Annotated in this window: 22 protein-coding genes; 9 read left to right on the top strand and 13 right to left on the bottom strand. The window is 64.1% G+C overall.

Annotated elements, in window-relative coordinates:
• The coding region (locus C1H66_RS13550; RefSeq protein ID WP_102628406.1) for a DEAD/DEAH box helicase at positions 1 to 3,406 on the bottom strand (3,406 nt) is incomplete at its 3' end.
• Positions 3,407 to 3,631: 225 nt separating this feature from the next.
• Here C1H66_RS13550 and C1H66_RS13545 point away from each other — a divergent pair.
• A complete protein-coding gene (locus tag C1H66_RS13545; protein WP_102628405.1) occupies positions 3,632 to 4,561 on the top strand; it encodes an alpha/beta hydrolase in 930 nt (309 codons plus the stop codon).
• Positions 4,562 to 4,748: 187 nt separating this feature from the next.
• Here the strand turns inward: C1H66_RS13545 and C1H66_RS13540 are convergent, their stop codons facing one another.
• The 5 genes from C1H66_RS13540 to C1H66_RS13520 all read right to left on the bottom strand — a co-directional run bounded on the left by C1H66_RS13540 (position 4,749) and on the right by C1H66_RS13520 (position 9,989).
• A complete protein-coding gene (locus tag C1H66_RS13540; protein WP_240618321.1) occupies positions 4,749 to 5,372 on the bottom strand; it encodes a response regulator in 624 nt (207 codons plus the stop codon).
• A complete protein-coding gene (locus C1H66_RS13535; RefSeq protein ID WP_146010730.1) occupies positions 5,338 to 6,750 on the bottom strand; it encodes a cache domain-containing protein in 1,413 nt (470 codons plus the stop codon). Before C1H66_RS13535 ends, C1H66_RS13540 begins: the two co-directional genes overlap by 35 nt.
• Before the next feature lie 151 nt (positions 6,751 to 6,901).
• On the bottom strand, positions 6,902 to 8,227 hold the full coding sequence (locus tag C1H66_RS13530) for a TRAP transporter large permease (RefSeq protein WP_102628402.1): 1,326 nt from the start codon (positions 8,225 to 8,227) through the stop codon (positions 6,902 to 6,904).
• Positions 8,228 to 8,230: 3 nt separating this feature from the next.
• A complete protein-coding gene (locus C1H66_RS13525) occupies positions 8,231 to 8,755 on the bottom strand; it encodes a TRAP transporter small permease subunit (protein ID WP_102628401.1) in 525 nt (174 codons plus the stop codon).
• Between the two features lie 124 nt (positions 8,756 to 8,879).
• Positions 8,880 to 9,989, bottom strand: a complete 1,110-nt coding sequence (locus tag C1H66_RS13520) for a TRAP transporter substrate-binding protein (protein WP_102628400.1) — start codon at positions 9,987 to 9,989, stop codon at positions 8,880 to 8,882.
• A gap of 644 nt (positions 9,990 to 10,633) precedes the next feature.
• On the opposite strand from C1H66_RS13520, the gene C1H66_RS22920 reads away from it, so the two are divergent.
• Positions 10,634 to 10,786: a hypothetical protein gene (locus C1H66_RS22920; protein WP_170064153.1), complete on the top strand. Its 153-nt coding sequence runs from the start codon at positions 10,634 to 10,636 to the stop codon at positions 10,784 to 10,786.
• A gap of 102 nt (positions 10,787 to 10,888) precedes the next feature.
• On the opposite strand, the gene C1H66_RS23065 is transcribed toward C1H66_RS22920, so the two are convergent.
• Entirely contained in the window at positions 10,889 to 11,242 is a 354-nt protein-coding gene (locus C1H66_RS23065; protein ID WP_240618320.1) for a LysR substrate-binding domain-containing protein, read from the bottom strand.
• A gap of 6 nt (positions 11,243 to 11,248) precedes the next feature.
• Positions 11,249 to 11,467, bottom strand: a complete 219-nt coding sequence (locus C1H66_RS23255) for a hypothetical protein (RefSeq protein WP_240618319.1) — start codon at positions 11,465 to 11,467, stop codon at positions 11,249 to 11,251.
• A 93-nt stretch (positions 11,468 to 11,560) separates the two neighbouring features.
• On the opposite strand from C1H66_RS23255, the gene C1H66_RS13510 reads away from it, so the two are divergent.
• Positions 11,561 to 12,514: an OmpA family protein gene (locus C1H66_RS13510; protein ID WP_102628399.1), complete on the top strand. Its 954-nt coding sequence runs from the start codon at positions 11,561 to 11,563 to the stop codon at positions 12,512 to 12,514.
• 25 nt (positions 12,515 to 12,539) lie between these two features.
• On the opposite strand, the gene C1H66_RS13505 is transcribed toward C1H66_RS13510, so the two are convergent.
• Entirely contained in the window at positions 12,540 to 14,126 is a 1,587-nt protein-coding gene (locus C1H66_RS13505; protein WP_102628398.1) for an MFS transporter, read from the bottom strand.
• A gap of 108 nt (positions 14,127 to 14,234) precedes the next feature.
• On the opposite strand from C1H66_RS13505, the gene C1H66_RS13500 reads away from it, so the two are divergent.
• A complete protein-coding gene (locus C1H66_RS13500) occupies positions 14,235 to 15,041 on the top strand; it encodes a helix-turn-helix transcriptional regulator (RefSeq protein ID WP_102628397.1) in 807 nt (268 codons plus the stop codon).
• On the opposite strand, the gene C1H66_RS13495 is transcribed toward C1H66_RS13500, so the two are convergent.
• Positions 14,995 to 15,903 carry a LysR family transcriptional regulator gene (locus C1H66_RS13495; RefSeq protein ID WP_102628396.1) on the bottom strand — a complete coding sequence of 303 codons (909 nt, stop codon included), beginning with the start codon at positions 15,901 to 15,903 and terminating at the stop codon, positions 14,995 to 14,997. The two genes, C1H66_RS13500 and C1H66_RS13495, sit on opposite strands and share 47 nt — an antisense overlap.
• Positions 15,904 to 16,046: 143 nt before the next feature.
• Between C1H66_RS13495 and C1H66_RS13490 the strand changes: the two genes are divergently transcribed.
• The 3 genes from C1H66_RS13490 to C1H66_RS13480 all read left to right on the top strand — a co-directional run bounded on the left by C1H66_RS13490 (position 16,047) and on the right by C1H66_RS13480 (position 20,420).
• Positions 16,047 to 17,180: a 4-oxalomesaconate tautomerase gene (locus C1H66_RS13490; protein WP_102628395.1), complete on the top strand. Its 1,134-nt coding sequence runs from the start codon at positions 16,047 to 16,049 to the stop codon at positions 17,178 to 17,180.
• Between the two features lie 180 nt (positions 17,181 to 17,360).
• Entirely contained in the window at positions 17,361 to 18,362 is a 1,002-nt protein-coding gene (locus C1H66_RS13485) for a type 2 periplasmic-binding domain-containing protein (protein WP_240618318.1), read from the top strand.
• Positions 18,363 to 18,449: 87 nt separating this feature from the next.
• Positions 18,450 to 20,420, top strand: a complete 1,971-nt coding sequence (locus tag C1H66_RS13480; RefSeq protein ID WP_102628393.1) for a tripartite tricarboxylate transporter permease — start codon at positions 18,450 to 18,452, stop codon at positions 20,418 to 20,420.
• Between the two features lie 105 nt (positions 20,421 to 20,525).
• On the opposite strand, the gene C1H66_RS13475 is transcribed toward C1H66_RS13480, so the two are convergent.
• Positions 20,526 to 21,680, bottom strand: a complete 1,155-nt coding sequence (locus tag C1H66_RS13475) for an MFS transporter (RefSeq protein ID WP_240618317.1) — start codon at positions 21,678 to 21,680, stop codon at positions 20,526 to 20,528.
• Between the two features lie 67 nt (positions 21,681 to 21,747).
• Here C1H66_RS13475 and C1H66_RS13470 point away from each other — a divergent pair, with 67 nt between their 5' ends.
• Positions 21,748 to 22,269, top strand: coding sequence for an Lrp/AsnC family transcriptional regulator (locus tag C1H66_RS13470; RefSeq protein ID WP_102628391.1), 522 nt, complete (start codon positions 21,748 to 21,750; stop codon positions 22,267 to 22,269).
• Here C1H66_RS13470 and ada read toward each other — a convergent pair.
• Complete coding sequence (gene ada / locus C1H66_RS13465; protein ID WP_102628390.1) at positions 22,197 to 23,336, bottom strand: bifunctional DNA-binding transcriptional regulator/O6-methylguanine-DNA methyltransferase Ada; 1,140 nt, start codon at positions 23,334 to 23,336, stop codon at positions 22,197 to 22,199. The two genes, C1H66_RS13470 and ada, sit on opposite strands and share 73 nt — an antisense overlap.
• 163 nt (positions 23,337 to 23,499) lie before the next feature.
• Here ada and C1H66_RS13460 point away from each other — a divergent pair, with 163 nt between their 5' ends.
• Complete coding sequence (locus C1H66_RS13460) at positions 23,500 to 24,348, top strand: SDR family oxidoreductase (protein ID WP_240618316.1); 849 nt, start codon at positions 23,500 to 23,502, stop codon at positions 24,346 to 24,348.
• A gap of 44 nt (positions 24,349 to 24,392) precedes the next feature.
• On the opposite strand, the gene C1H66_RS13455 is transcribed toward C1H66_RS13460, so the two are convergent.
• Entirely contained in the window at positions 24,393 to 25,265 is an 873-nt protein-coding gene (locus C1H66_RS13455; RefSeq protein WP_102628388.1) for a DMT family transporter, read from the bottom strand.
• Positions 25,266 to 25,331 lie beyond the last annotated feature (66 nt).

Raw genomic sequence — 25,331 nt, 5'->3', positions numbered from 1 at the left:
GGTGACGCTCATCGTCCGCCGCCACCCGCGGCGCCACCAGGCGCAGCCACACGAAACGCCCGCTGGCGAGCAACTGATCGAGCAGGTGGGGAGCATAGTCCGCGATCCGCGCCGGCAGCACGTCCTGCTCCCAGGCACCGGCCGCCATCGGGAACCCCTCCAGCCGCTCCACCGCCGCGGCCAGGGCGTCCACGCCCTCTGGCCGCTCCGTCAGGCCGTGCCAGTCGAACAGGAAGCGCAGGTAGTGCTGGACGCTGACCGGTTCGATCTCGGCACGCTTGAGATCGACGGCGTAGCGATGCATCCGCGCCAGCAGCCGCCGTTCGCACCATTCGACCTCGCTGGTGCCCCCGGTGAAGCTGCCCTGGAGCACGAAGCCCTCGGCCTCGAGCCTGGCCAGCGCCGCCGAGACCCGCGCCAGCGGCATGTCCAGCGGGGCGGCAAGCGTCGCGGCCGTCACCGGCCCCAGCGCTTCCAGCCGCGAGCGCAGCACCTCGATCAGCGCCTCGTCGGCACTCTCGGGAACCGGCCCCACCGCCTCGATGGCCGGGTCGAGCCGCGCCTGCGGCTGGATCCCGCGCAGCTCGCCGAGCCGTTCCGCGGCGACCCATAGCGTCTCGCCGCCGGCGACGGACACGGCCGTGGCCCGTCGTGCCTCGATCAAGCCGGCGAACCAGGCCCGCCATTCGCGACCCTCGGCTTCCGTTGCGGTCAGGAAACCGCATAGCACCAGGGCATCGTGGAGTTCGTCCGTGTCCCGCGGGGCCGGCCAGGCCTCGTCGCGTACACGGCGGATGACCTCGGGGTCGTAGCGTGCCGAGGCCGCGGCTTCCGCCACATCCAACGCCCCGCCGGTGCGCACGCTCAGGGTGCGGCGTTCCTCCTGGGCACCGTCGTCGAGGAAAGCATAGGGCCGCGCATTGACCACCTCCTCCGCCAATGGTGACGGCACGGCGAGGTCGCGTCCGCTCACCGTGATCTCGCCCCGCTCCAGCCGCGCCAGCAGCCGTTCCAGCCCCTCCACGTCCATCGCCTCGGTCAGGCAGTCGCGCAGGGTCTGGGCGACCAGCGGGTGGTCGGGAATCTCGCGGGCACCGGCCAGGTTCTCGGCGCAGGCCAACTGGTCGGGAAAGACCACCGACAGCAGGTCCTCGGCGTCCTGGCGCTGCAGCTGGGGCGGACGCCGCCGGCCGTTGCGGGTGCGCGGTACCGCCAGGCCGATCGAGGCGTTCCAGCGCCAGCGCAGGCCGAACATCGGCGCGTCGAGCAGCGCCTGGACGAGCACCTCGCGCACCGTCCCGGCGTTCAGGTAGTGCCAGACCTCGTCGAGCGGGAAGCTGTGGGTGGGGCCGAGCGACAGCACGATGCTGTCCTCCAGCGCCGCCGCCTGCAGCTCGAAGTTGAACTTGCGACAGAAACGCTTGCGCAGCGCCAACCCCCAGGCGCGATTGAGCCGCGAGCCAAACGGCGCGTGCAGCACCAGGTGCATGTCGCCGGCCTCGTCGAAGAAGCGCTCGAGCACCAGGTGGTGCTGGCTGGGCACCACCCCCAGCGCCGCCCGCGCCACGACGAGATAGGCCGTCAGCTGTTCGGCGGCGGCGGGGGCGAGGCCATAGACGGTTTCCAGCCACGGCTGGGCCTCGTGGCCCTCGGCCAGTTGGTCATCCACGCCCTGGCGCAACCGCGATACCGCCATCGAGAGCTCCGCGCTGCGCCCCGGCGCCTCGCCGAGCCAGAAGGGAATGCTCGGCGGTGCGCCCCTGGCGTCCTCGACGAACACCCGCCCGGTCGCCACCTTGAGGATGCGGTAGCCCTGGTTGCCGAGCTGGAAGACATCGCCCGGCATGCTCTCGAAGGCGAAGTCCTCGTTGACCGTGCCGACGCGCAGTTCCTCCGGCTGCAGCACCACGTCGTAGTCGAACTGGTCGGGAATCGCCCCGCCGTTGGTCAGGGCGACGAGCCGTGCGCTACGCCGCGGCCGCAGGCGGCCGTTGACCCGGTCGCGGTGCAGGTAGGCGCCACGCCGCCCGCGGCGGGTGGTGTAGCCGTCGGCGAGCATCTGCAGCACGTCGTCGAAGCGCTCCCGGGGCAGCGTCCGATAGGGCCAGGCCGCGGTCAGGCGACGGTACAGCGCCGCCTCGCCGCACTCCTCCGCGCCGGCCACCTCGGCGACGATCTGCTGGGCCAGCACGTCGAGCGGCCCGTCGGGGATGTGCAGGCGGTCCAGCTCCCCCGCCTTCACGGCGCCCAGCAGGGCCGTGCACTCCAGCAGGTCGTCGCGGGTCAGCGGGAACAGCCGGCCCTTGGGCAGGCGGCCGACGCCGTGGCCGGAGCGCCCCACCCGCTGCAGCAGGGCGGAGATGGAGCGCGGCGAGCCGAGCTGGCACACCAGGTCGACCTCGCCGATGTCGATGCCCAGCTCCAGCGAGGCCGTGGCCACCAGGGCGCGCAATTCGCCTCCCTTGAGGCGCCGTTCGGCGTCCAGGCGGTGCTCGCGGGCCAGGCTGCCGTGGTGCGAGGTCACCGCCACCTCACCCAGGCGGTCGGCGAGGTGGCGCGCCACCCGCTCGCAGACCCGCCGGGTGTTGGCGAAGATCAGGGTGGTGCGGTGCTCCGACACCAGCGCCGCCAGGCGGTCGTAGACCTCCTCCCACACCTCATTGGCCATCACCGCGGCGAGCGGCGAGCCGGGCACCTCGAGCCCCAGGTCGCGCTCGCGCCCATGGCCGGTGTCGATCACCGTGCACTCGGCGCCGCCGGTGAGGAAGGCGGCGACCTCCTCCACCGGCTTCTGGGTGGCCGAGAGGCCGATGCGCTGGGGCGGCGCGTCGCTCAGGGCGGCCAGCCGTTCCAGCGACAGCGCCAGGTGCGAGCCGCGCTTGCTGGCGGCGACGGCATGGATCTCGTCGACGATCACCGAGCGCACGCTGGACAGCATGCGCCGGCCCGATGCCGAGGTGAGCAGGATGTAGAGCGACTCCGGGGTGGTGACCACGATGTGCGGCGGCCGCTTACGCATCCGCTCGCGGTCGCCGGCCGGCGTGTCGCCGGTGCGCACCCAGGCGCGAATCTCCGGCGTTGGCAGGCCCTCTGCCGCCAGTTCCTCGGCAATCCCCGCCAGCGGCGCCTGCAGGTTGCGCTGGATGTCGTTGGACAACGCGCGCAGCGGCGACACGTAGAGCACCACCGTCTCGTCGGGCAGTGCCTCCCTGAGGCCACGACGCACCAGGCTATCGATGGCCGCCAGGAAGGCCGCCAGGGTCTTGCCCGAGCCGGTGGGCGCGGCGATCAGCGCGTGGCCGCCGTTAGCGATCACCGGCCAGGCGCGGGCCTGGACCTCGGTGGGTGCGCCGAGGTCATGCTCCAACCAGGCCACGACGGCGGGATGGAAGGCAGCGAGTGGCATGGCACCCCCTCTTCGAACGGACGATGGACGATCCTCGACAAGGAAGCCCCGCTACGTTACCTCGACCGACCGCAAGATCACCCTCGGGCGTCCCTACCGCCTGGCTCCGGAGCCGGTCTCGCCAACCGGCGAACGACGCCGCCCTGCTCGAGCCGTCACCGACAGTTTGACCCCTACTTTCCACGAGCATTATGATTCATTCGACATTATTTTCCAGGGTCCCTTATGCTCAACCGAGTTTCCACGTCTCTCTTCTCTGTTGCGCTATGTTTTTCGCTTCTCGTCGCGACGTTTTCGGCCTCCGCGTTCACCTTGTCGGAGGGCAAGGGGCGTTTCTGGTACTCCCTCCCGGACAGCGATCAGCGACTCGAAGTCCATACCTATCTGCCTGACAACGTAGAACCGGCATCGCCCATCGTGATGGTGATGATTGGTAGCTCACGCAGAGCCGTCATGACTCGCGACATCTGGGCCGAGATGGCCGACGAATACGGCTTCATCATCGTCGTGCCGCACTTCGACAAGGAGAATTATCCGGGGGGAAGGAGCTATAACCGGGGAAATCTGGTCGACAGAAAAACCCAGCGACTCAATCCCTCGGAGGAGTGGTCATACAGCGTTATCGAGCCACTGTTCGAGGAAGTGGCGGAGGCGCTGGGCTCGACCCGGGAGGAGTACTACCTTTTCGGTCATAGTGCCGGATGCCAAGTGGCTCATCGGTTACTGACCTTCGACGTCACCAGCAAGGTAGAAGCGCTGGTATGCAGCGCACCAGGCGTATGGACGTTTCCAGATGACGACATGCCATGGCACTTTGGATTGAAGGATGACCCACTGGATGTGGAGACGGCGGATCTGGCCGACTATTTCGCCATGCCGGTGCTGATCATGGTGGGCGAGAATGACGACAACCCCAATCACTCCAAGCTTGCGACATCTTCCAGAGCGATGGCTCAAGGTGCGAACCGCGTAGAGCGCGCCATCAATTATTTCGAAACTGCGGAAGAGCAGGCCCAGAGGCTTGAAGTGCCATTCCACTGGAATTTCCACATCGTTCCCGACGTCAACCACAGCACTCGCAAGACGGCTGAATTCGCCGCGGCCCAGATTGCTCGCTTCGAACGCGGTGAGGGCTTTGCCAATATGGAGCCCTGAGGCGCTTCAGGCGCTGGTTGGCTTGGCCTCCAAGGATAGCTGTGGCCTTCGATAGATGGTCCTCCTGCGGCGAGGCTACTCAGGTAGGTGATGGCACGGTAGCGGTCATAGTTCAGGTGCCATGTATGCTGTCGCCAAGCACCTCAGCCACGTCGGCCCTTCAAGCAGAACCTCGACCATCGCGCAGCTATTCCAATTCGACCAGCCCGTGCCGCATCGCGTAGCGAAACAGGCCCGCCAGTGAATTGGTATTGAGCTTGCGATAGATATTGCTGCGATGCGACTCCACCGTGCGAGTGCTGATGGCCAGCATCTCCCCGATGTCACGGCTGCTCATGCCTTCGAACATCAACTTCAGGATATCGGTCTCGCGCTGGGTCAGTCGTCCCTCCTTCTCCTCGAGCAGGACCCGCGAGACGCTGGAACCGAAGTGGCTGCGCCCGGCTGCCACTTCGCGCAAGGCAAAGACCATCTGCTCCGCCGACGCATCCTTGAGCACATAGCCAGCGGCCCCGCAGGCCACCGCGCGCCGGATGTACTCCTCGTTGTCGTGCATGGTCAGCACCAGTACGCGGATATCCGGGCAGGTCTCCTGCAGAATCTTGCAGGCTTCGAGGCCAGACAGGCCGGGCATGGTAATGTCCGTGACCACCACGTCCGGCTGCAACGCCTGCGCCAGTGTCAACAGCTCCTGCCCTGAACTCACCACCCCGACGAGATCAACGCCCTGCTGCGCCTCCAACCGGTAGCGCAGGCCTTCCAGCACCAGCGGATGGTCATCCGCCAAAAGTACGCGTATAGACCCTTCCATCGATTCTCTCTCCGCTTGGCTTGCTGCAAACACGCTGAAACGGCACCTTGAGCCTGATACGCACCCCCTTGCCGGGCGCCGCCTCGATCGAAAGGCGCCCACCCAGCAGGTCGACGCGATCCTGAATGTTGCGCAACCCCATGCCGCTACCGTCCTGTTCATGGCGACGATCGGGATGCCAGGCGAAGCCTTCGCCGTCATCGGCGATCTCCAGGTACACCCAACTGCGACGACGCAGCACTCTCACCTTGACCTGACGGGCCCCACCGGCGTGCTTCTCGATGTTGTGCAGGCTCTCCTGCGTGATGCGATACAGCGCCGTTGCCAGCACCGGTTGGCACTGCCGGCTGTCGATGTTCGACTCGAAATGAATCTGGACGGCCTTGCGTTCCACCAGGCCCGAACAGAGACTCTCCAAGGCGGTTACCAGCCCCAGGTCGTCCAGCACGCTCGGGCGCAGGTCGCAGGCCAGGCGCCTGAGATCCTGAATACCCGTCTCGAGAATACGATCGGTCGCGGCCAGGGCGGAGGAGGCATCTATATGGTCCCCTCTCTCCAGGGCATCGTCGATGCGCTCCAGCTTGAAACGCGCCGATACCAGGAGCTGGTTGATACCATCGTGCAGCTCACGAGAGATCCGGCGCCGTTCCTTTTCCAGAAAGCTGAAGGTCTTCTGGGCCATCTTGACCAGTTTCCGGTTTGCCACCCGCGCTTCGCTCAAATTGACCGCAAGGCCGATCACCGCAATGACGAGCAGGCAAGAGACGGTAAAGAAGGCCATCAGCAGTATGGTCTTGCGCGCATTCTCCACCATATGCCGCTCCATCTGGCTGACGACCAGCTCGATGTCATCCAGGTAGAGGCCGGTGCCGACCATCCAGCCCCACTCATCCAGGCCAATGGAGTAGCCCAGCTTGAGGACCGATTCACCGCCGGACGGCTTGTCCCAGCGGTATTCGGTAAACCCTCCCCCCTCCCGGGCGCGCTGGACGAGCCGTTGGATCAGGAACTTTCCGTCCTCATCGCGAAAGTTCCACAGGTCATGCCCCACCAGATGCTCCAGCCGGGGATGGACGATATTCAGCCCTTCGTAGTCGTAGACGAAGAAGTAGCCATCGGAGCCATACTCCATCCGATGGAAAGCCTCCGCCACGCGGCCTTGAGCCACGTCTCTGGGTAGGGAGGGATCTTCGTATATGTCACGGATCGCCGTATAGGCCAGCTCCATGTAATTCTTCAGTTCAGCCTTCTTGGCTTGCAGCAATCCGTCCTTGAGGATTTCCGACTGCACCCCACTCAACCGCGCACTCTGATGGATGGCAAAGAACGTCACACCGGCGATGAGAACCAACAGAGGGAGCAAGGTAAGCAGTGTCAACTTGGTTCTGAACGTGAACACTGGCGTATACCTGTTTACTTATTATTGTTGAGCCACAGTTATTGTCGGCCTACAAGCCCCGCCAACCTCAATATGGAATGAGGATTAGCAGGGCCTGATTTTCAGACTCGGATCTAACGCTTACGGCAACTCACCATCCTACCACCGCCGGCAACCACAGCACCACATCGGGGAAAACGATGATCAGCGCCAGGGCGAGGATCTGGATCAGCACGAAGGGAATGGCGCCCTTGTAGATATCGCCCGTGGTGATCCCCGGCGGCGCCACGCCCTTCATGAACAGCAGCGACCAGCCGAAGGGCGGCGTGAGGAACGAGGTCTGGAGGTTCATGGCGATCAGGATGGCCACCCAGACCATGGACATGTCGCCCTGGCTTGCCAGGAAGGGCAGGAACAGCGGCACGGCAATGTAGGAGATCTGGATCCACTCGAGGAAGAACCCCAGGAAGAAGATCAGCAGCAGCATGAAAATCAGCGTGCCGTACATGCCGCCCGGCACCCATTCGAACATCGCCTCGATAAGGAATTCACCATCCAGCCCCCGGAAGGCCAGGGCGAAGACCTGCGAGGCGATCAGCACGAAGAAGATCATGCAACTGATGCGCAACGAGGTCTTCACGGTCTCCGAGAGTACCGGGAGCGACATGCGCCCGGAAACGATCGTCAGCAGCAAGGCACCCACGGCCCCCACCGATGCCGCCTCCGTGGGAGCGGCCACCCCGCCGATGATCGAACCGAGCACGGCGAAGATCAGCAGCAGTGGCGGCACCACGACCTTGGCGAAGTCCTTGCCCAGCTCCCTCTTGCTGACGGCGGCACGCTCCTGTTCGTCGATGGCGGGCACATCGGCGGAAAAGAAGAAGGCCAGCACCAGCAGGTAGGCCAGGTACATGCCCGCCAGCAACAGGCCGGGCACCAGTGCCGCGGCGAACAGGCTACCGACGGAAAGGTTCATGATATCGGCCAGCACCAGCAGCACCAGGCTGGGCGGGATGATCTGACCCAGGGTGCCGGCGGCACAGATGGTGCCGCAGGCCACCGTCTTCTTGTAGCCGCGGCGCACCAGGGTGGGCAGTGCCATCAGGGTCAGCGTGACGATGGCCGCGCCGACGATGCCCGTCGCCGCCCCCAGCAGGACACCCACGATGATCACCGCCAGGGCCATCCCGCCCGGCAGGCCGCCACACAGGTGCCCGATCACGTCGAGCATGCGTTCGGCGATCTTCGAGCGCTCCAGCATCACGCCCATGAAGACGAACAGCGGTATGGCCAGCAGGGTGTAGTTGGAAACGACACCGTAGATCCGCGAGGGCAGCAGCTCGAACAACCAGCCATCGAAGCCGATGAAGCCGAACACGAAGCCGACGAAGGCCACCACGAATCCGACCGGGATGCCGGTCATCACCAGGACGAAGAAGGCCACGATCATGGCCAGCGCGTAATATTCCAGGGGCATGACTCAGGCACTCCCAGCGTAGTGTTGAACGAGGCGTCGGCCGTTCTCGAGCGCCTGGCGAACCGACTCGGTCGCCACGAAGACGAAGCCGACCACGACCAACGACTTGGGAATCCAGCGCCAGGGTAGGCCGGAGGAATTCGGCGAGCGCTCACCGCGGATGAGAGCGGTCTCGGCGAAAGGAAAGCTGTAGTAAATGATGAGTAGCGCACAGGGCAGCGCCACCAGCAGTGCGGTGATGAGGTTCAACCACATCATGCCAACGGGGCTGTAGCGGCTCGACAGGATATCCACGCACACGTGATCGTCGAACTTCATGGCATAGGCGATTCCCATCATCGCCATGACCGACAACAGGTACCACTCCAGCTCCTGGGCCCACACCGCGCCCAGGCCGAAGGCATAGCGACTCAGCATATTGCCGAAGATCAACGCGACCATGATGACCATGGCCAAGCAACCGATGAAGCCGGCAAGACCGGTGATACGCTCGAGCAAGCGTTCGAGCGACGTACAGAAACGCAGCATGTGAACTCCCCCTCCGGGCAGGCACCCGGTGGACGTCTGGCAAGGTAAGCGTGACCTTCAAGAGGCCGGGCAGGAAAAGCCCTCGGCTCCGATGCGGGTACCGAAGCCGAGAGCCTGGCCGGGGTCAGATCATGCCCTGGCCGTAGCGGCTGATGGTGTTGGCGAATACGGCCTCGCTGTTGGCCTGCCAGCCATCGTGCTTCTTCTTGAATTCCCAGAAGCTGTCGTTGATCTTCTTGACCAGGGGGTCCTTGTCGGCCTCGGTCGCCAGGATGTCGCGCGTGGCCTCGAACAGGGCCCTGATGACGTCATCGGGAAGCGTCTCGAACTGAACGCCATGGTTGGTGACCAGGTCCTGCAACGCGGCTCCGTTCTGGGCTTCGATCCAGGTATGGGAGGTGACGTTGCAGGCCGCGGCCGCGTTGTGAAGAACGGCCTGGAGGTCGCTGGGCAAGGAATGATAGGCATCCTTGTTGACGATGACCTCGGTGGTGGTGGAGGGCTCGTGCCAGCCCGAGGAGTAGTAGTGCTTGGCTGCGTTGTGCAGGCCCAGCGCACGGTCGAGATAGGGCCCTACCCACTCCGCCGCATCGATGGCGCCGCGCTCCAGGGCCGAGAAGATTTCCCCCCCAGGCAGCAGGCGGGCATTGGCGCCGATGGCGTTGTAGACGTCGCCGGCCAGCCCCGGCATGCGGATGTTCAGGCCACGGAAGCCCTCGACGCTGGTGACGGGTTCACGGAACCAGCCCACCGGCTGCGCACCGGTGCATCCCACGGCCAGGGGAATGAGGTTGTAGGGCTCGTAGGTTTCCTGCCACAGTTCGTAACCGCCGCCATGCGCCAGCCAGGCATTGAATCCCTGGAAGGTCATGCCGAAAGGCACGGTGGTGAAGTACTGGGCGGCAAACGACTCCCCTGCCCAGTAGTAGGAACAGGCATGGTTCAGTTGCACCTGCTGGCCCCGCGAAACGGCATCGAAGCCATCGAAGGCGGGAATGAGTTCACCGGCACCATAGACCCGGATCCTGATGCGGCCACCGGACATGTCCTCGACCCGCTTGGCGAAATCCGTGGCGGAACCCGGCCCCGACTGGAAGAACGGAAAGCCGGAGGGCCAACTGGTGGTCATGCGCCAGTTGAAAGTCTCCTGGGCCTTGACGATGCTCGGCGCCATCACGGTACCCACCGCAGCAGCACCACCGTACTTGAGGAAATTACGCCTGTTGACGCTCATGGAAATACCTTCTCCCGGCGAGCTTGATAGTATCAAGCGCACTACCAAGCAGCGCTCTTGTTTATTTTAATGATTGAATCGTGAACTGGTCAGAAAGCTGACCTTGGGAGAATAAACCGGTGGAAAAGAAAATAAATCCGGGGAGCTGCGTGAATTTTACTGCTGTTATCGCTTAGTCATTGATACGGACATGGCATCCGTAGAACTACCTAGTCGATGCACGAGAGCTGTAGAATTGGAAATATATTTCATTAATTTCATGAAAAAAGCAATACCGGCGCAGACTGACGCAGTGCCGAGACTTGCTACAGCACACCCTGGCCTTCCCCTATCGATGTCAAGTGTGCTCGTCCGCCTATGCGAAAACCTCACACAGCCACTCAGCCCGCCGGGCAGCCAGGCCAGGAACGACTCGATAGCCGGCCATGCGGCAAGATCGTGGTGCGGGCCGGCGACTAGCGGCTGCCTTATTGCGAAGCGTTAAAACCGGGTTCCTGGCGAAGCGTGAAAACTTAGTCGCTGCCATCGAGTCAAAGTATTTGTCGGCCAGCGAGAAAACTGCCACCCTCAATTCGCAGGCACACCTCTCGTAGGGACAGTGACGTCCCGAGGGTCGCCCCATTCACCCGCAGGAGGACATGCGCATGGGTATCATCACAATGCTGACCGTGAGCGTGGCCGCGGTGGCGCTATTGACCTACGCCATGAGCGAGAAGCAGAGGCACCCCATCGGCAAGGAAGTGCGTATCGAGGAGGATGAGCGCGCTCCTTATCGGAACCGCACGCGGCACGACTGATCGTCAACGCAGCGATATCGCAGCCCCCGGCACCTCTGGTGCCGGGGGTTTTCCTTTCCCGGCCACCGCCGCAGTAGTGGCTGTATTGGCCACTTATCCTCATCAGGCGCTGTCGTCCGCCTGTGAAAAAGCTCCCCTCAGCCATTTGGTCACCCGCGCAAGCGCAGCGTGGCCGGCAAAGCGGTGATGCCGAACCAACTGATAGCGAAGCCCTGGCAGCCTCGGCCCGAAAGGCACTTGCAGAATGCCGCGCCCGAGTTCCGCCTTCACCAGGGTCAGGCTCAGCAGCGCCACGCCCTGGCCGGCGATGGCGGCCTGGATCGCATGGCTCTCGTCGGAGAAGGTCAGGCTCGCCCCCAGGTCGGCAGTGGTGCCTCCCACCGCCTGCTCGAACAGGGCCACGCCCAACAGCGCTTCAAGCTCGTGCACCTGATGACTGATGGCCGCCGGTGTCACGGCCAGTTACTCGGTGGCCAGCTTGAAGCTGCGGTGACGTGCCGCCGCCTCGAAGGCGCGCAGTTGCGATAGTGGCAGCAGGCGTCGTTGGCCCAGGCCGAGCAAGACATCGGAGCACTGGTCGTGGCATTGGCGAAGAATCTCGAGGAGGACCTGGTGGGCGCCTGATGGCAGGCAGGCCACGTGCTGCGTGGCCTGCAACTCGCGACGAATGGAATCAACCACTGGACATGAACGGCTGATACGGCGATAAAAAAGCACGCCATGTATCGAGCCTGCATCGATGCGCGACAACAACGTAGAAAAAGGAAGTGTCAGATGGAACTGAAGCGCCTGGCCAATTTCGCCGCACTGCTGCTTTCCTGCTCCATGCCCGCCATGGCCGATATCAAGGGATCCGCCGATCATCCGCTGCTCGGCCGCTTCGGCGACGCCACCATCAGTGCCTATCAAGCCTCCAACTACGATGCCGTAACGCTGCCCAGCGCCGCCATAGAGAGCGAGGACGAAGCCAGCCAACTGCTCGAACTCGAAGGTCGGATTACCAGAATCGGTTATCGGCTTCCTGTGGAGAACACAGCCCTTGAAATTGCTCGCAACTACGAGGCGGCACTGAGCGACAGCGAATTCGACATTTTACTTTCCTGCGCTGGGCGCAGCGAGTGCGGCGCAGGTTTCAGAAACTATGTCATACGCTCCGGAAATGTCTTCGCCAAGGCATTCGATCGTGCCGCCATCAACGACAACTTCCGCGCCATACTAGCGACCCGCGACGACCATGAAAGCCGGGTGCATATTTTCCTGTTCATGATGGAAGACCGCGCCAATAACAGGACGCTAGTGCGTCAGATCGTGGTCGAAGGCGAACCGCTACAGCTCGGCCAAGTGAGCATAAAAGATGCCAGCGCCCTGCAGGCTGCCCTCGATACCGATGGCAGCGTGATCGTCGATGGCATCTTCTTCGCCACCGACAGCGCCACCATCGAGGCGGAATCGGCCGAAGCCCTCGAACAGATGGCCGAGCTGCTGCGCAGCGCACCGGAACTCGCCGTCTATATCGTCGGCCACACCGACAACCAGGGCAGCCTCGACTACAACCTCGAGCTCTCACAACGGCGCGCCAATGCCGTCGTCGAAGCCCTGGGCGCTCTCGACGGCATCGACGCCGCCCGGCTGGATGCTCGCGGTGTGGCATCTCTGGCCCCGATTGCCAGTAATGCCGGTGAAGCGGGCCGCGCGCAAAACCGCCGGGTCGAATTAGTCTTGCAGTGAGGAAAAACGGGATATTGGTCCAGCCCTAGCAGAGCGAGCAGGGCTCACCTTTCTCGTCCGATCGCTCCTGAGCTTCTCCGCCAATGGCCCCGACATGGCGCAGGCTGACGATGGAGATCACCGCCAGCGCCAGGATAGCGATGCCGCCCACGGTGGCGGTCACATTCAGCCCCGCGGTGAAGGCCTGCTGGGCTTCCAGCAGCAGCCCCGCAGGAAGCCGTTCGCCGGCCGAGACGGTGGCCCACAGGCTGTCTTCCACGACGCCCGCCACCTCGACGGCTTCGCCATCGGCCATCGTCGCGCTGACCTGTGCGCGATAGACGAAGGTGGCCAGGCTACCCAACAGCGCCACGCCCAGCGCAACGCCCAGCTCCTGCACCATCTCCGACATGGCCGAGGCCGAGCCGGCCTTCTCTGCCGGCGCCGCGCCTACCACCAAATCCGTGCCCAGCGCGGCGATGGTCCCCAGGCCGAGATAGACCAGCGAGAAACCGGCTATCGCCATGCCCACCCCGCTGGCGTTCACTTCTACGGTTGCCAATAACCAGTAGCCCAACGTGGAGAGCGCCAGGGCGGCGCCCACCACGTAACCGGGACGAATACGTCGGGCAATCAGCGGCGCCACGATGCCCGCCAGCACCATCATCAACGCCGGTGGCCCCATCCATAGCCCGGCCGCCAGCGGCGTGAGCCCCGCCACCAGTTGCAGGTACTGAGTTACCAGCAGCATTACGCCGGAAACGCCGACGAGCCCCACCAACAGCACGATCAGGGCAGCGCTGAACGTACGGCTACCGAACAGCCGCATATCGAGCAGCGGGTCGTCCAGATGCTGCTGCCGGCGCACGAAGGTGACCGCCATCAGCGCTCCCAGCACAAGCGCCAGTACCGGACCGGGTTCGAGCCCTAACTTGGCCAGTTCCTTTACGCCATAGACCGCCGACAGCACGGCTGCCAGCGAGAGCGCTACGCTGGCGAGATCCAGCCGGCCACTGCGCTTCGCACGATACTCCGGCAGCAGAGTCGGCGCCGCAATCAGCAGCACGGCCACCACGGGCACCGCTACCAGGAAGGCCGAGCCCCACCAGAAGCGCTCAAGCAACACGCCGCCCACCACCGGCCCCAGCGCCATGCCCAGGGCGAACATGGTGGCCCATACGCCGATGGCCAGGGCCCGCTGGCGCACGTCGCCGAACATGTTGCTGATCAGTGCCAGGGTCGATGGCATCAGCGTCGCACCGGCCACACCGAGCACCGCGCGGGCGGCAATCAGTATGGCGGCGCTGGTGGAGTAGGCCGCGATCACCGAAGTGACGCCAAAGGCCAAGGCGCCGATCATCAGCAGCCGGCGACGGCCGATGCGGTCGCCCAGGGTGCCCATGGTGATCAGAAAGCCGGCGATCATGAAGCCGTAGGCATCCATGATCCACAGCGCCTGCGTACTGCTCGGCTGCAGATCCGCCGCCAGGGCGGGCAGTGCCAGATAGAGAATGGTGACGTCGAGGCCGAGCAGTGCCGTGGGCAGTGCCAATACCGCCAGGCCGGCCCACTCCTTGATACCCGCCTGATGCCGGGTGAGCCGCGAGCCTGACGCTTCATTGAGGGAAACCATGCCATGCCTCCTGTTCCATAGGGTTGGCATGGTAGTCTTGGCCCATCTCGATAGGGTTACAATATAGCCAGTTATCCTATTACCAGCAGTACTATCTGGGACAAAGCCATGGCCGGCCGCAGCCTCGACAGAACCCGCAGCGAACTCACCGACTTCCTGATCCATCATCGCAACAAGCTGACGCCGGTCGACGTCGGCCTGCCCAGCACCGGCCGCCGGCGTACCCCGGGGCTGCGGCGCGAGGAGGTGGCCACTCTCGCTGGTGTGGGGTTGACCTGGTACACCTGGTTCGAGCAGGGACGCGACATCAACGTCTCGGAGAGCTTCCTGCTCAGCGTTTCCAAGGCCCTCAAGCTCGACGATGCCGAATGCTGCCACCTATTCCTGCTCGCCCATCGCCGCCCGCCGCCGGTGGAGGCCTACCAGTGGCAGGAAATTCCGCCCCTGGTACAGACGCTGATGGACGACATGCCGAGGCCCGCCTACGTCATGAACCTGCGCTGGGACGTCATCGCCTGGAATACCGTGGCCGATAGTCTGTTCGGCTTCAGCGACAGGGAGACCGGCGAGCGCAACATGATGCGCTTACTGTTCGCCGACCCCGCACTGCGTCGACGCCTTCCCGAATGGCGTCAGGACGCCCCCCGCCTTCTCGCCCAGTTCCGCTGCGACCTGGCGGCCGCGCCCGGGGACCCGGCCATGCAGGAGCTGACCGACGCGCTCGCCAAGCTATCGCCGGATTTTCGCCGCTGGTGGGAACAGCCCAACCTGGAAGCCTACCGCTACGGCATCGGCTCGATTCTCGACACCGAATCCAACCCGAGGGAGTACGAACACGCCACGCTGTTGGTGGACGAACACCGGCATCTCAGGATGGTGGTGTACTTCCCCAATGCTCGAGCAGCATATCGATAAACAGCTGGGCCGTGCTGGAGATACTGTGGGAACTGCTTCTGACCAGGCCGATGGTTCGCTGAATGCGCGGTTCGGGAAGCTCACGTGAGCAGAGCGTGTCATGGTCCGGGCCGGGCATCGTCATCTTGGGCAAGATCGCCACGCCCAACCCGGATTCGACCAGGCCAAGTGAGGTGGAAAGGTGTTGAACTTCGTAGAAGCTGTTCAGCCGGATGCCTTCGGCAGAGAGGGCATTGTCCAGCAAGGTGCGATTGCCGCTATCGCGACTGACGGTGATCAGCCTGACCTGTTCGAGATCCGCCCATTCGATACTCTCCTTTGCTGCCAGGGGATGGTCCGACCTCAGGGCCAGTACGAAGGGATCTCGTAATAGTGGTGTAAAGGAAACCTCGGGGCTTTGTGCGCTGAACATGTTGATGCCGAAGTCGGCCTCGCCATTGATGACCCGCTGCAGTCCCTCGTTGGCGCTGACGTCGAGGATGCGGATGCGGATACCCGGCCAAGCCTCGCTGAAACCACGAATCACGCTTGGCAGGAAGTAAAAGGCGGCGGTGGGCAGGCAGGCGATCGTGACCGTGCCCTTCTGGTGCGTCGCCAGTTCTCGTATGTTCAGAATCGATGACTCGTATTCTTCGATCATGCGCCTGGCGCGTGGCAGAAAATCCGCCCCGATAGGCGTCAGCTGCGTTCTTCGCGTGGTTCGTTCAAGCAACTCGACTTCCAAAAGCTCCTCGAGCTTCTGAATGCGTCGCGATAGAGCCGGCTGAGAAAGATGCAGACGTTGCGCAGCCTCATGGAAAGAACCCAGCTCTGCGACCAGTATAAACGCTTGAAGATCAAGGAATTCCAGGCGATGTAGCATTTATGCACTCTTGCATGACACGTCGGCATTGATAAGCATAGCGCATTAATACGAAATTGGCATCAATCACTGCATTTATTTGCATTTGAAGCATCAGTTGGCCACTGACATGCTCACATCACGACTTCCCAACGCGATGTGGCATGACGATGATAAACAGCATCCCCTGCATGATCATGCGCGGCGGCACCTCCCGAGGCCCTTTCCTGCGCATGAGCGATCTTCCCAGCGGCCAGGACGCCCAAGCCGACATCCTGCTTAGCCTGATGGGCTCGGGCCACGCCCTGCAGATCGACGGCATCGGCGGCGGGGACCCCCTGACCAGCAAGATCGCCATCGTGGAGCGCTCCTCCCATGCCGGCGCCGATGTCGACTACCTGTTTGCCCAGGTCGATATCCTCAATCGCCGCGTCGACTTCACCCCGAACTGCGGCAACATGCTCTCGGCGGTCGGCCCCTACGCGATCGAGACGGGCCTGGTGGAGCCCCAGAACGGCAAGACCGTCGTGCGGGTACGCAACCTCAACACCCAGCGCCTGATTGAGTGTCATGTACCAACGCCGGGCCGCCAGGTCTGCTATGAGGGCAATACGTCCATCAGCGGCGTGCCCGGGAGTGCCGCCGGCATTCAACTCAGCTTCCTGGATATCGTGGGCGCCAAGACCGGCGCGTTGCTGCCGACCGGAAAGGCGTGCGACTCGATCGAAGGTGTCGACGTCACCTGCCTCGACGCTGCGACGCCGATCATCATGCTCGACGCTGCGAACCTCGGCCTGAGCGGCGATGAGTCCCCCGCCGAACTGGATGGCAATAGCGCCCTGCTCGAGCGCCTCGAAAGCATTCGCCGTAAGGCAGGACGGAGCATGGGACTGGGTGACGTCAGCAACAGTGTCTTGCCCAAGCCGGTGCTGGTCTGTGCAGCGCGTGACAGCGCCAGCACCCTGTGCACGCGGTACTTCGTACCCCACCGCTGCCACAAGGCCATCGCCGTCACCGGTGCCATTGCCGTCGCCTCGGCGGTCAGTGTTCCCGGCACCATCGCCCACCGCATCGCAGTAGAAAGCGGGCGCATATCCGCGGGAGAGTGTCTGGCACAGGTGAGACTGGAGCATCCATCCGGCTTCATCGACCTCGATGTCGAGCACCGCCAAGGCAATGCCAGCGATATCGCGCGCGTGTCACTGATTCGTACCGCCAGAAAGATCATGAGTGGCACGATCTTCTACACCGCCTCCACGTCACCCGGTGAGACAATGACTGCACTGCAGGCCAATTGATCATCGCGACCACCGGGTGTCTTGCCACCCGCTAACGACAACAACCAGGAGCATGCCATGACCCTCCACAGGACCACGACATCTCGTACTTCGCTCGGTCGCCTGAAAAAAGCAGCCGCCCTTGGCCTGGCAGTCGCCGGGCTCGGTTTGACGGCCACCGCATCCGTACAGGCACAGAACGTGGACGTGCCAGGAACCATCAAGTGGACCATTCCCTTCGGCGTCGGTGGTGGTACCGATGTCTGGGCCCGCTTCTTCGCGCCCTGGCTCAGCGAGCACACTCCTGGCCAGCCGACCATCATGATCGACAATGTGCCGGGCGGTGGCTCCATCAACGGCTCCAACCTCTTCGCCATGCGCGCCAAGAGCGACGGTAGCGATTGGCTGGGCGCCTCCGCTTCGACCCAGTATCCCGCCATGCTGGGGGACAAGCGGGTACGCTACGACTACTCCGCCTGGACACCGATCCTGGCGACCCCAACCGGTGGCGTCGTCTACGCCCAGGCCAGCCTGGGTGAGGACAGCGAGAGCGCGCTTGCCAGTCTGCTGGAGCAGCCGGTCAAGCTGGCGGTGCAAAGTCACACCGGACTCGAGCTGCCGATACTGATCGCCCTCGACATGCTGGGTGTCGAGGTTCAGGCCGTCTCCGGCATGCAGAGCCGCGGCGAAGGCCGCCTGGCCTTCGAGCGCGGCGAAGCGGACATCGATTTCCAGACCACCTCCGCCTATCTGAGTAGTGTGGCTCCCCTGGTGGAGTCGGGCCGTGCCGTCCCGCTCTTCTCGCTCGGCGTACTGAATGACGAGGGGGAGATCGAACGCGACCCGGCGTTCCCCGACCTTCCCACCTTTGGCGAGGTCTATGAAGCGGTCCATGGCGAGGCCCCGAGCGGTACCGCCAACGACGCCTACGAGAAGTTCTTCGCTTCGGGCTTCACGCTCCAGAAGCTGATCATGGTGCCCAAAGACACCCCCGAGGCACTCGTCGAGACCTACCGGGAAGCGGCCCTCGAGTTCATCGATACCGAAGAGTTCAAGCAGGAAGCCGACGCCCAGTTGGGTCCCTATACCCCGATCGTTGGCGACATCGTCCGGCAACATCTCGAGGACGCCATGTCCCTGGATGACGCTACCCGTGAGTGGCTTGTGGACTGGTTGTCATCGAAGCACGGCGCCAGCATCTGACGCGTGACATCGAGCATTGGCCCTTGGCCCCAGGGTCCAGAGCCAATGCTCGGGCTCCCCTCATCGAATAACACGAGAGCCATTTCCATGTTCGATATCCTTCTTTCCAGCCTGGGGCAGCTGTTCACCCTGCATCATCTGCTCTACATGGTCGTTGGCGTGCTGGTCGGTCTGGTGGTCGGGATCATTCCCGGCCTCGGTGGCATCGCAGGAATGGCGTTGCTGCTGCCCTTCCTCTACGGCATGGAACCGAGCGTCGCCCTCGGCATGCTGATGGGCCTGGTCGCCGTGATCCCCACCGGCGATACCTTCGCCTCGGTGCTGCTGGGCATTCCCGGCTCCAGCGCCTCCCAGGCCACCGTCATCGACGGCTTCTCCCTGGCCAAGCGCGGCCAGGCCGCACGGGCCCTGTCCAGTGCCTTCCTCGCCTCGATGATCGGCGGCCTGATCGGTGCCGCCGTGCTGACGGGGTTCATTCTGATCGCCCGGCCGGTGGTGCTGTCGTTCTCCTCCTCCGAGCTCTTCATGCTGACCCTGCTCGGGCTGTCGATGGTAGCGGTACTCTCCGGACGCGACCTGCTCAAGGGACTCGCCGCCTGCGGCCTGGGCCTGCTGGTCGGTACCATCGGCATGGCGCCCGCCACCGGGGAGTTCCGTCTCAACTTCGAGATCGACTATCTCTACGACGGCATACCGCTGGTGGTCATCGGCCTGGGGATCTTCGCGCTGCCCGAGATCATCGACCTGCTGGTCAAGCGCGGGGCCATCGCCGGGGAGCCCGCTCGGCTCGGCAAGGGCTGGCGGCAAGGCATCCAGGATGTCGGCCAGCATCGTGGATTAGTGGCGCGCTGCGCGGGCATCGGTAGCCTGCTGGGCACGATTCCCGGCCTCGCCGGCTCGGTGGTGGACTGGATGACCTATGGCCATGCCGTGCAGAGCGCCAAGGACAAGTCCCAGTTTGGCCAGGGCGACATCCGCGGCGTCATCGCACCGGAATCCGCCAATAATGCCTGCGCCTGTGGCGCCATGGTGCCCACCCTGCTGTTCGGCGTGCCCGGCTCGGGCACCGCCGCCGTCTTCCTCGGTGGCCTGCTACTGCTCGGCCTGCAGCCCGGCGTCAGCATGATCGAGACCAATCTCGACCTGACCTACACCATCATCTGGTCGCTGGCCCTGGCCAACATCATCGGTGCGGCGCTCTGCCTGGGCCTGGCCCGGCCGGTCGCCAGCCTGACCCGCGTGCCCTTCGTCATCCTGGCGCCCCTGATCACGGTGCTGATCATGTTCGCGGCCTTCCAGGCCACGCGCTCCCCGGGAGACCTGCTGGCCCTCGGCGCGATCGGGGTCCTCGGCGTGCTGTTCAAGCAGGCCGGCTGGTCACGTCCCGCTTTCCTGATTGGCTTCGTGCTGGCCCCGGGAGCCGAAGCCTACTTCTATCAGGCCGTACAGTTCCAGGGTAGCGCTGCCTTCATGCGCCCAGGTGTGCTGATCATTGGCGCCTTGATTCTCGCCGCCCTGTTCTTGCCCATGTTTCGTCAGCTGTGGCGTAAGCTCCGGTCGACCGATACGGAGCAAGCGCCTGCGGCTGGTGCCGGAGAAACCCCTGCGGCTGGCAGCAAGCCTATCAGCATTGGTGGCATCGACCTGGTGATCTTCGCCGCTCTGCTGGGCATTGCCATCTATGGCTGGTTCCACCTTGCCGACCTTACCCTGCTTGGTGGCCTCATGCCCCGCCTGGCCCTGGCGATCATGGGCATCGCCTGCCTTCTGGAAATCCTGCGCAGCCTGATCCGTAAGCCAACGTGGCAACACCAGCCTCTGCTTCAGCAAGTCGTCTGGTTGGTAGGCTTCTTCGCCCTGGTTGGCGTGATCCTGACGTTCGGCCTCATCACCACCGCAACGCTGTTCTGCTTGGCCTTCCTGATGTTCATCGCACGTCTCAAGCCCTGGGTGACCATCACCATGTCTGCCGGAGTGGCGATCTTCCTGGTAAGCATGGCGAAAGTGCTGACCCTGACCTACCCCAGTGGATTCATCGATCCCTGGCTGTTCGGCTGAGGGGAAACCCAAGATCTGCTCTCGAACGAACCGCCGCTCCAGGAGCGGCGGTTCGTTCTTTGGCATGGAGCGTAGGCTTCTGAGAGAGCAAAAGACTCCCCACCGCTACTCCAGCGCGGCCTGTTTTCTGCGCCACTGCCCCAGCGCCCAGCCCAGGGCCGGCAGTACGAGCATCGCGGACGCCCAGGCGCAGGCGGCAAACCCATAGTGCGTAAAGATTGGCCGGTAGAGCAATGCCCCGGCGAAGACGCACAGGTAGGTAATGGCGCTATAGAGCCCCATGATGGCACCACGCTGCGTCGGGTCCAGCTCGGCCAACTGGCGCATGAGCAGGTTCAGACCAAGGTGGTTACCCACGCCCCAACCCAGGCAGAGCGTCAGCAGTACCAGCGGAAGCATCGCGGCACCCATCAGCCCCAGGTAGACGAGCATCAGGCCGGCAAAGGTCACACAGGCGGCGGCGCTCGCACCATGCCGGTCGACCAGCCGGCCCAGCGGTGCGGCAACGCCGAAGCCCAGGCCATAGACGGCAATCGTCAGTCCCGCAAAGGAAGCGGGAAGCTGCAAAACCTCGCCCAGATGCGGGCCAAGATAGGTGTACAGACCATAGAACGCCGTCATGAAGGCACCAACGTTCAGCAGCACCGCATGGATGCCGGGGATACGCAATGCCATCAGCGCGGAACTCGGTTTTTCACCGCCCGTCCTCGTTCCCCAATCGCGGCAGCGGGAAACACCCAGCGCCAATCCTGCTGCGGCCAGTGCCAGTACCGAGAAGACAGCGCGCCAATGCAGCAAGTCGGCCAAGAGCGCTGCGAAGCCGACCCCAACCACTAGACTCAACGTCCACCCGATGAGTACGAAGCTCAGAGTTTCACTCTCGCGCCCCTTTTCGGCCACCTGAGCGGTGAGGGTATAGATCGCCGGCAGTGCCATGCCCGCCGGCAGGCCGGCAAGCGCCTGGGCGGCAACCAGCAACCACAGCGCGGGGGAAAGCGCAGCGAGGCCCAGCGACACGCACAGCACCAATAGCGCCCGCACCAGTGCGCGCTCGGAACCGACGCGATCGGCCATCGGAGCCAACAGCAGCGCACTGCCCGCCGTAGCCAGGCCATAGAAGGCCGCGGCCGTCATCACATCGGCAGCGCTTCGCCCCGGGAACGATGCCGCCACCGCAGCAGCAATAGGGCTCAGCGCCAGCGAATTGGCGCCGATCACGGCAATGGCAGCGGTCAACAGGAGAAGATGACGAGTGATCACGGCTGGCTCCAAATGCAGTTCGACATTACCATTGAAGAAAGGAATGTCATTCGGAGCAATTGCGATAATGCCGAACCCAGAAAAAACAGAAACCGTTCGGGACAAGGGCCAGGAGGCACGCCCCCTGGACGCCTTCGACCGAAAAATATTAGGCGAGTTGGCCGTGGACGCCGGGCTCAGCTACGCCGAGCTGGGTAATCGCGCCGGTCTCTCGGCGCCGGCCGTGCACGAACGGGTGAAACGGCTGCGCGCGACGGGGCGCATCCGCGGCACCGTGGCGGTCCTGGATGGCCCCGCCACCGGCAAGCCCTTCCTCGCCTTCGTCCACGTCGACTCCACCGGCTGGGGCAAGACCCAGGAACTGCTGGCACTATCGGAGCTGCCCGAAGTCGAGGAGATCCACTCCGTGGCCGGCGACACCTGCATGCTGCTCAAGGTGCGCTGCGCCAGCAGCCGCGCCCTGGAGGGGCTGCTCGCCCGGCTCTATGCCCTGCCGAGCGTCAAGGCCACGCGCAGTTATGTGGTGCTGTCGACCTTTCTCGAGCGCACCCCGCAGGCGGGAATCACCGAGGCGTTGGAGGGGGAGTGACGTTCACGCTCGAGCAGCGCCCGCTTTCGCTCTACGCCCCACCGGTAACCCGAGAGCGCCCCGTCGCTGCGCACGACCCGGTGGCAGGGAATGGCTAGCGCAATGGTATTGGAGGCGCAGGCCCTGGCTACGGCGCGCACCGACTTGGGGGAACCGATCCGCTGCGCCAACTCCGCATAGCTGATCGTGGTGCCCACGGGAATCTCGATCAGCGCCTGCCAGACCCGCTGCTGGAAGGCGGTGCCGCGAATGTCCAGCGGCAGCGATAGCCCGACGCCAGGCGCCTCGACGAAGCCCACCACCTTGGCCACCCAGGCGTCGAAATCCTTTCCCCCCGGGACCAGGTTGGCATTGGTGAAACGATCCTGGAACTCCTGCAGCAGTTGCTCCGGGTCGCTGCCCAAGGAGATGGCGCAAATGCCCTTTTCGCTGGTCGCGACTAGAATGTTGCCCAGCGAGCATTCTCCCAGGGCGAAGCGAATCTCCATGCCCTTCCCTCCCGCACGATAACGCTGTGGCGTCATGCCAAGCATGCGATCGGAACCGGCATAGAAGCGCCCGCTGGAATTGAAGCCCGCCTCATAGATCGCCTCGGTGACGGTTTCCCGTTGCGCCAGCGCCTGGCGTGCACGATCCGCCCGGCAAGCGATCGCATACGCCTTCGGCGTCAGCCCCGTGCCCGCCTTGAAGACTCGATGAAAGTGGAAGCGGCTAAGCCCGGTGGCTTGTGCCAATTCGTCGAGCGAGGGGAGCTCGTCGGATGTTTCGATGAGACGGCAGGCCCTGGCGACGCTCTGGGCGTGTCGCTGGGCCAACGGTAGCTCCTTGGGTCGGCAGCGCTGGCACGGCCGATAGCCGGCCCGTTCGGCTGCCGCGGCATCGGCATGGAACTCGGCGTTCTCGCGGCGCGGCCGGCGTGAAGGGCAGGTAGGACGGCAATAGACCCCCGTGGTACGCACCGCATAAACGAAAGCGTCGTCCGCCGCGGCATCGCGGGCCAGTACCGCTGCCCATTTCGCCTCATCGGAATCGAAAGTGGCAAATGAATGGGTGGATGTCTCGTTCATGGCGGGCCTCCGCTGTGGATTCGGCGTTCTCCGTGAGTTCAGGTTGCGCCCTGGACCCGCCTGGCACACTCCGTCCCTTGCTTTCAAAGTGCACCCGTCTCTTCACAGCATTTCGCAGCATAGCATCATCAGGCCACCAGATTTTTTGACGGCAAGAAGCGGAGTGAGAGCTTACCCCGAGACCGGCAAGGTAAGCATGGGATCGCCAATGACCCCATACCTACCCATGGAGAATACAGCTATGAACCGACTTGCCGGAAAGATCGCCATCGTCACCGGGGCCAGCTCAGGAATCGGTCATGCCGCTGCTCGGCTATTTGCCAGCGAAGGCGCCAAGGTGATCGTGAGCGCCCGCCGCCGGGACGAACTCGATGCTCTGGTCGAAGCCATCTCTCGCGACGGCGGCACCGCCGTTGCCGTCGCCGGGGACGTATGCGACGAGCGCTTGTCGCAACGCCTTGTTGCCACCGCCCTGGAGCGCTTCGGAGGGCTCGATATCGCCTTCAACAATGCCGGCATCGTCGGTCCGATGGGGCCGCTGCAGGACATGACTTCGAGCGACTGGCACGACGTCATGCATACCAACCTGAACGGCGCCTTTCTGGGGGCCAAACACCAGATACCGGCGCTGCTGCAGCGAGGCGGCGGCAGCCTGCTGTTCACTTCGAGCTTCGTCGGCCATACCGTCGGCATGCCCGGCATGGCGGCCTACGGCGCCAGCAAGGCCGGCATCCTGGGCCTGATGAAGTGCCTTGCCGCGGAGCTGGGACCCAACGGCATTCGGGTCAATGCCCTGCTGCCGGGAGGCACCGATACGCCGGCCAGCATCACCAATGCCCCCGACGCCGGACCGGAAGTCCTGGCCTTCGTCGAGAATCTGCACGCGCTCAAACGCATGGCTACGCCGGAAGAGATCGCCCGAGCGGCGCTCTATCTGGCTTCAGACGACGCCGGCTTCGTCACCGGCACGGCGATGCTGGTCGATGGCGGCGTCTCGATCAGCCGAACCTGAGCACTACCCGCCCCCGCCTCGGCATGCCGAGGCGGGGATGACACCTAGTCGGATTCCGGCACCCCGGGCTGCCGGAACACCAGCACCAACCCCAGCAGGATGGTCAGCATGCCCGCCAGGCTGAGCGCGGAGAGCGCATTGCCCAGGAACAGGTAGTCCATCGCCGCGGTGACCGCCGGCACCAGGTAGAACAGGCTGGTGACATTGACCAGGTTGCCGGCCTGGATCAACCGGTACAGCAGCAGTTGCGCCACTACCGAGATCACCAGGGCCAGCCATAGCAGCGGGATCAGGAACCCCACCGAGAGTTCGAACGACAGTGGCTGGAACGCCGCGAAGGGCAGGCACAGCAGCAGGCTGGCGGCATACTGCAGCGGCAGGACCTCGATGGGCGACTGCTGCATGCGTTTCTGCAGGATGGCGCCACCGGTCATGCAGGCCAGGGCCCCCAAGGCGAACCCCATGCCGCCCGGCGAGAAGCGGGCCAGGCCGATGCTCTGGTAGACCACCATGACCAGCCCGGTCAGCGCCAGGCCTAGCCCCGATATCCGCGCCAGGGAGAAGCGCCGCTCCAGCAGCACCAGCGTCAGTATCGGCTGCACCCCCAGCACGGTGGCCAGCACGCCCGGCGTGATGCCCTGGGCCAGGGCCAGGAAGTAGCAGATCGCATAGGCGCCGATCAGCAGCAGGCCGGTGCAGGCGACGCGCAGGCGCGTGCCGGGCGTGGGCAACCAGCGTCGTCGGTACAGCCCGATGGCCATCAGCACGGTCAGCGCCAGGGCGAAGCGCAGCACGAGGAAGGCGGAAGCGGAGGCGTGATCGAGCCCCCACTTGGTGAAGATTGCGCCGCTGCCCCACAGCAGCACGAAGAGCGCCGTGGCGCCGTAGACGGCCCAGGCAGTGTTGTGGAATGTCATGAGGAAAGTCACCTGTCGAGAGACGCACAGGCCCCAGCGGCCCTATCGGGCCAGCGTTGCAGAGAG

Origin of the sequence: Halomonas heilongjiangensis, from assembly GCF_002879645.1 — a bacterium.
Lineage (GTDB): Bacteria > Pseudomonadota > Gammaproteobacteria > Pseudomonadales > Halomonadaceae > Halomonas > Halomonas heilongjiangensis.
This window is presented reverse-complemented; position numbering and strand designations above follow the sequence as displayed.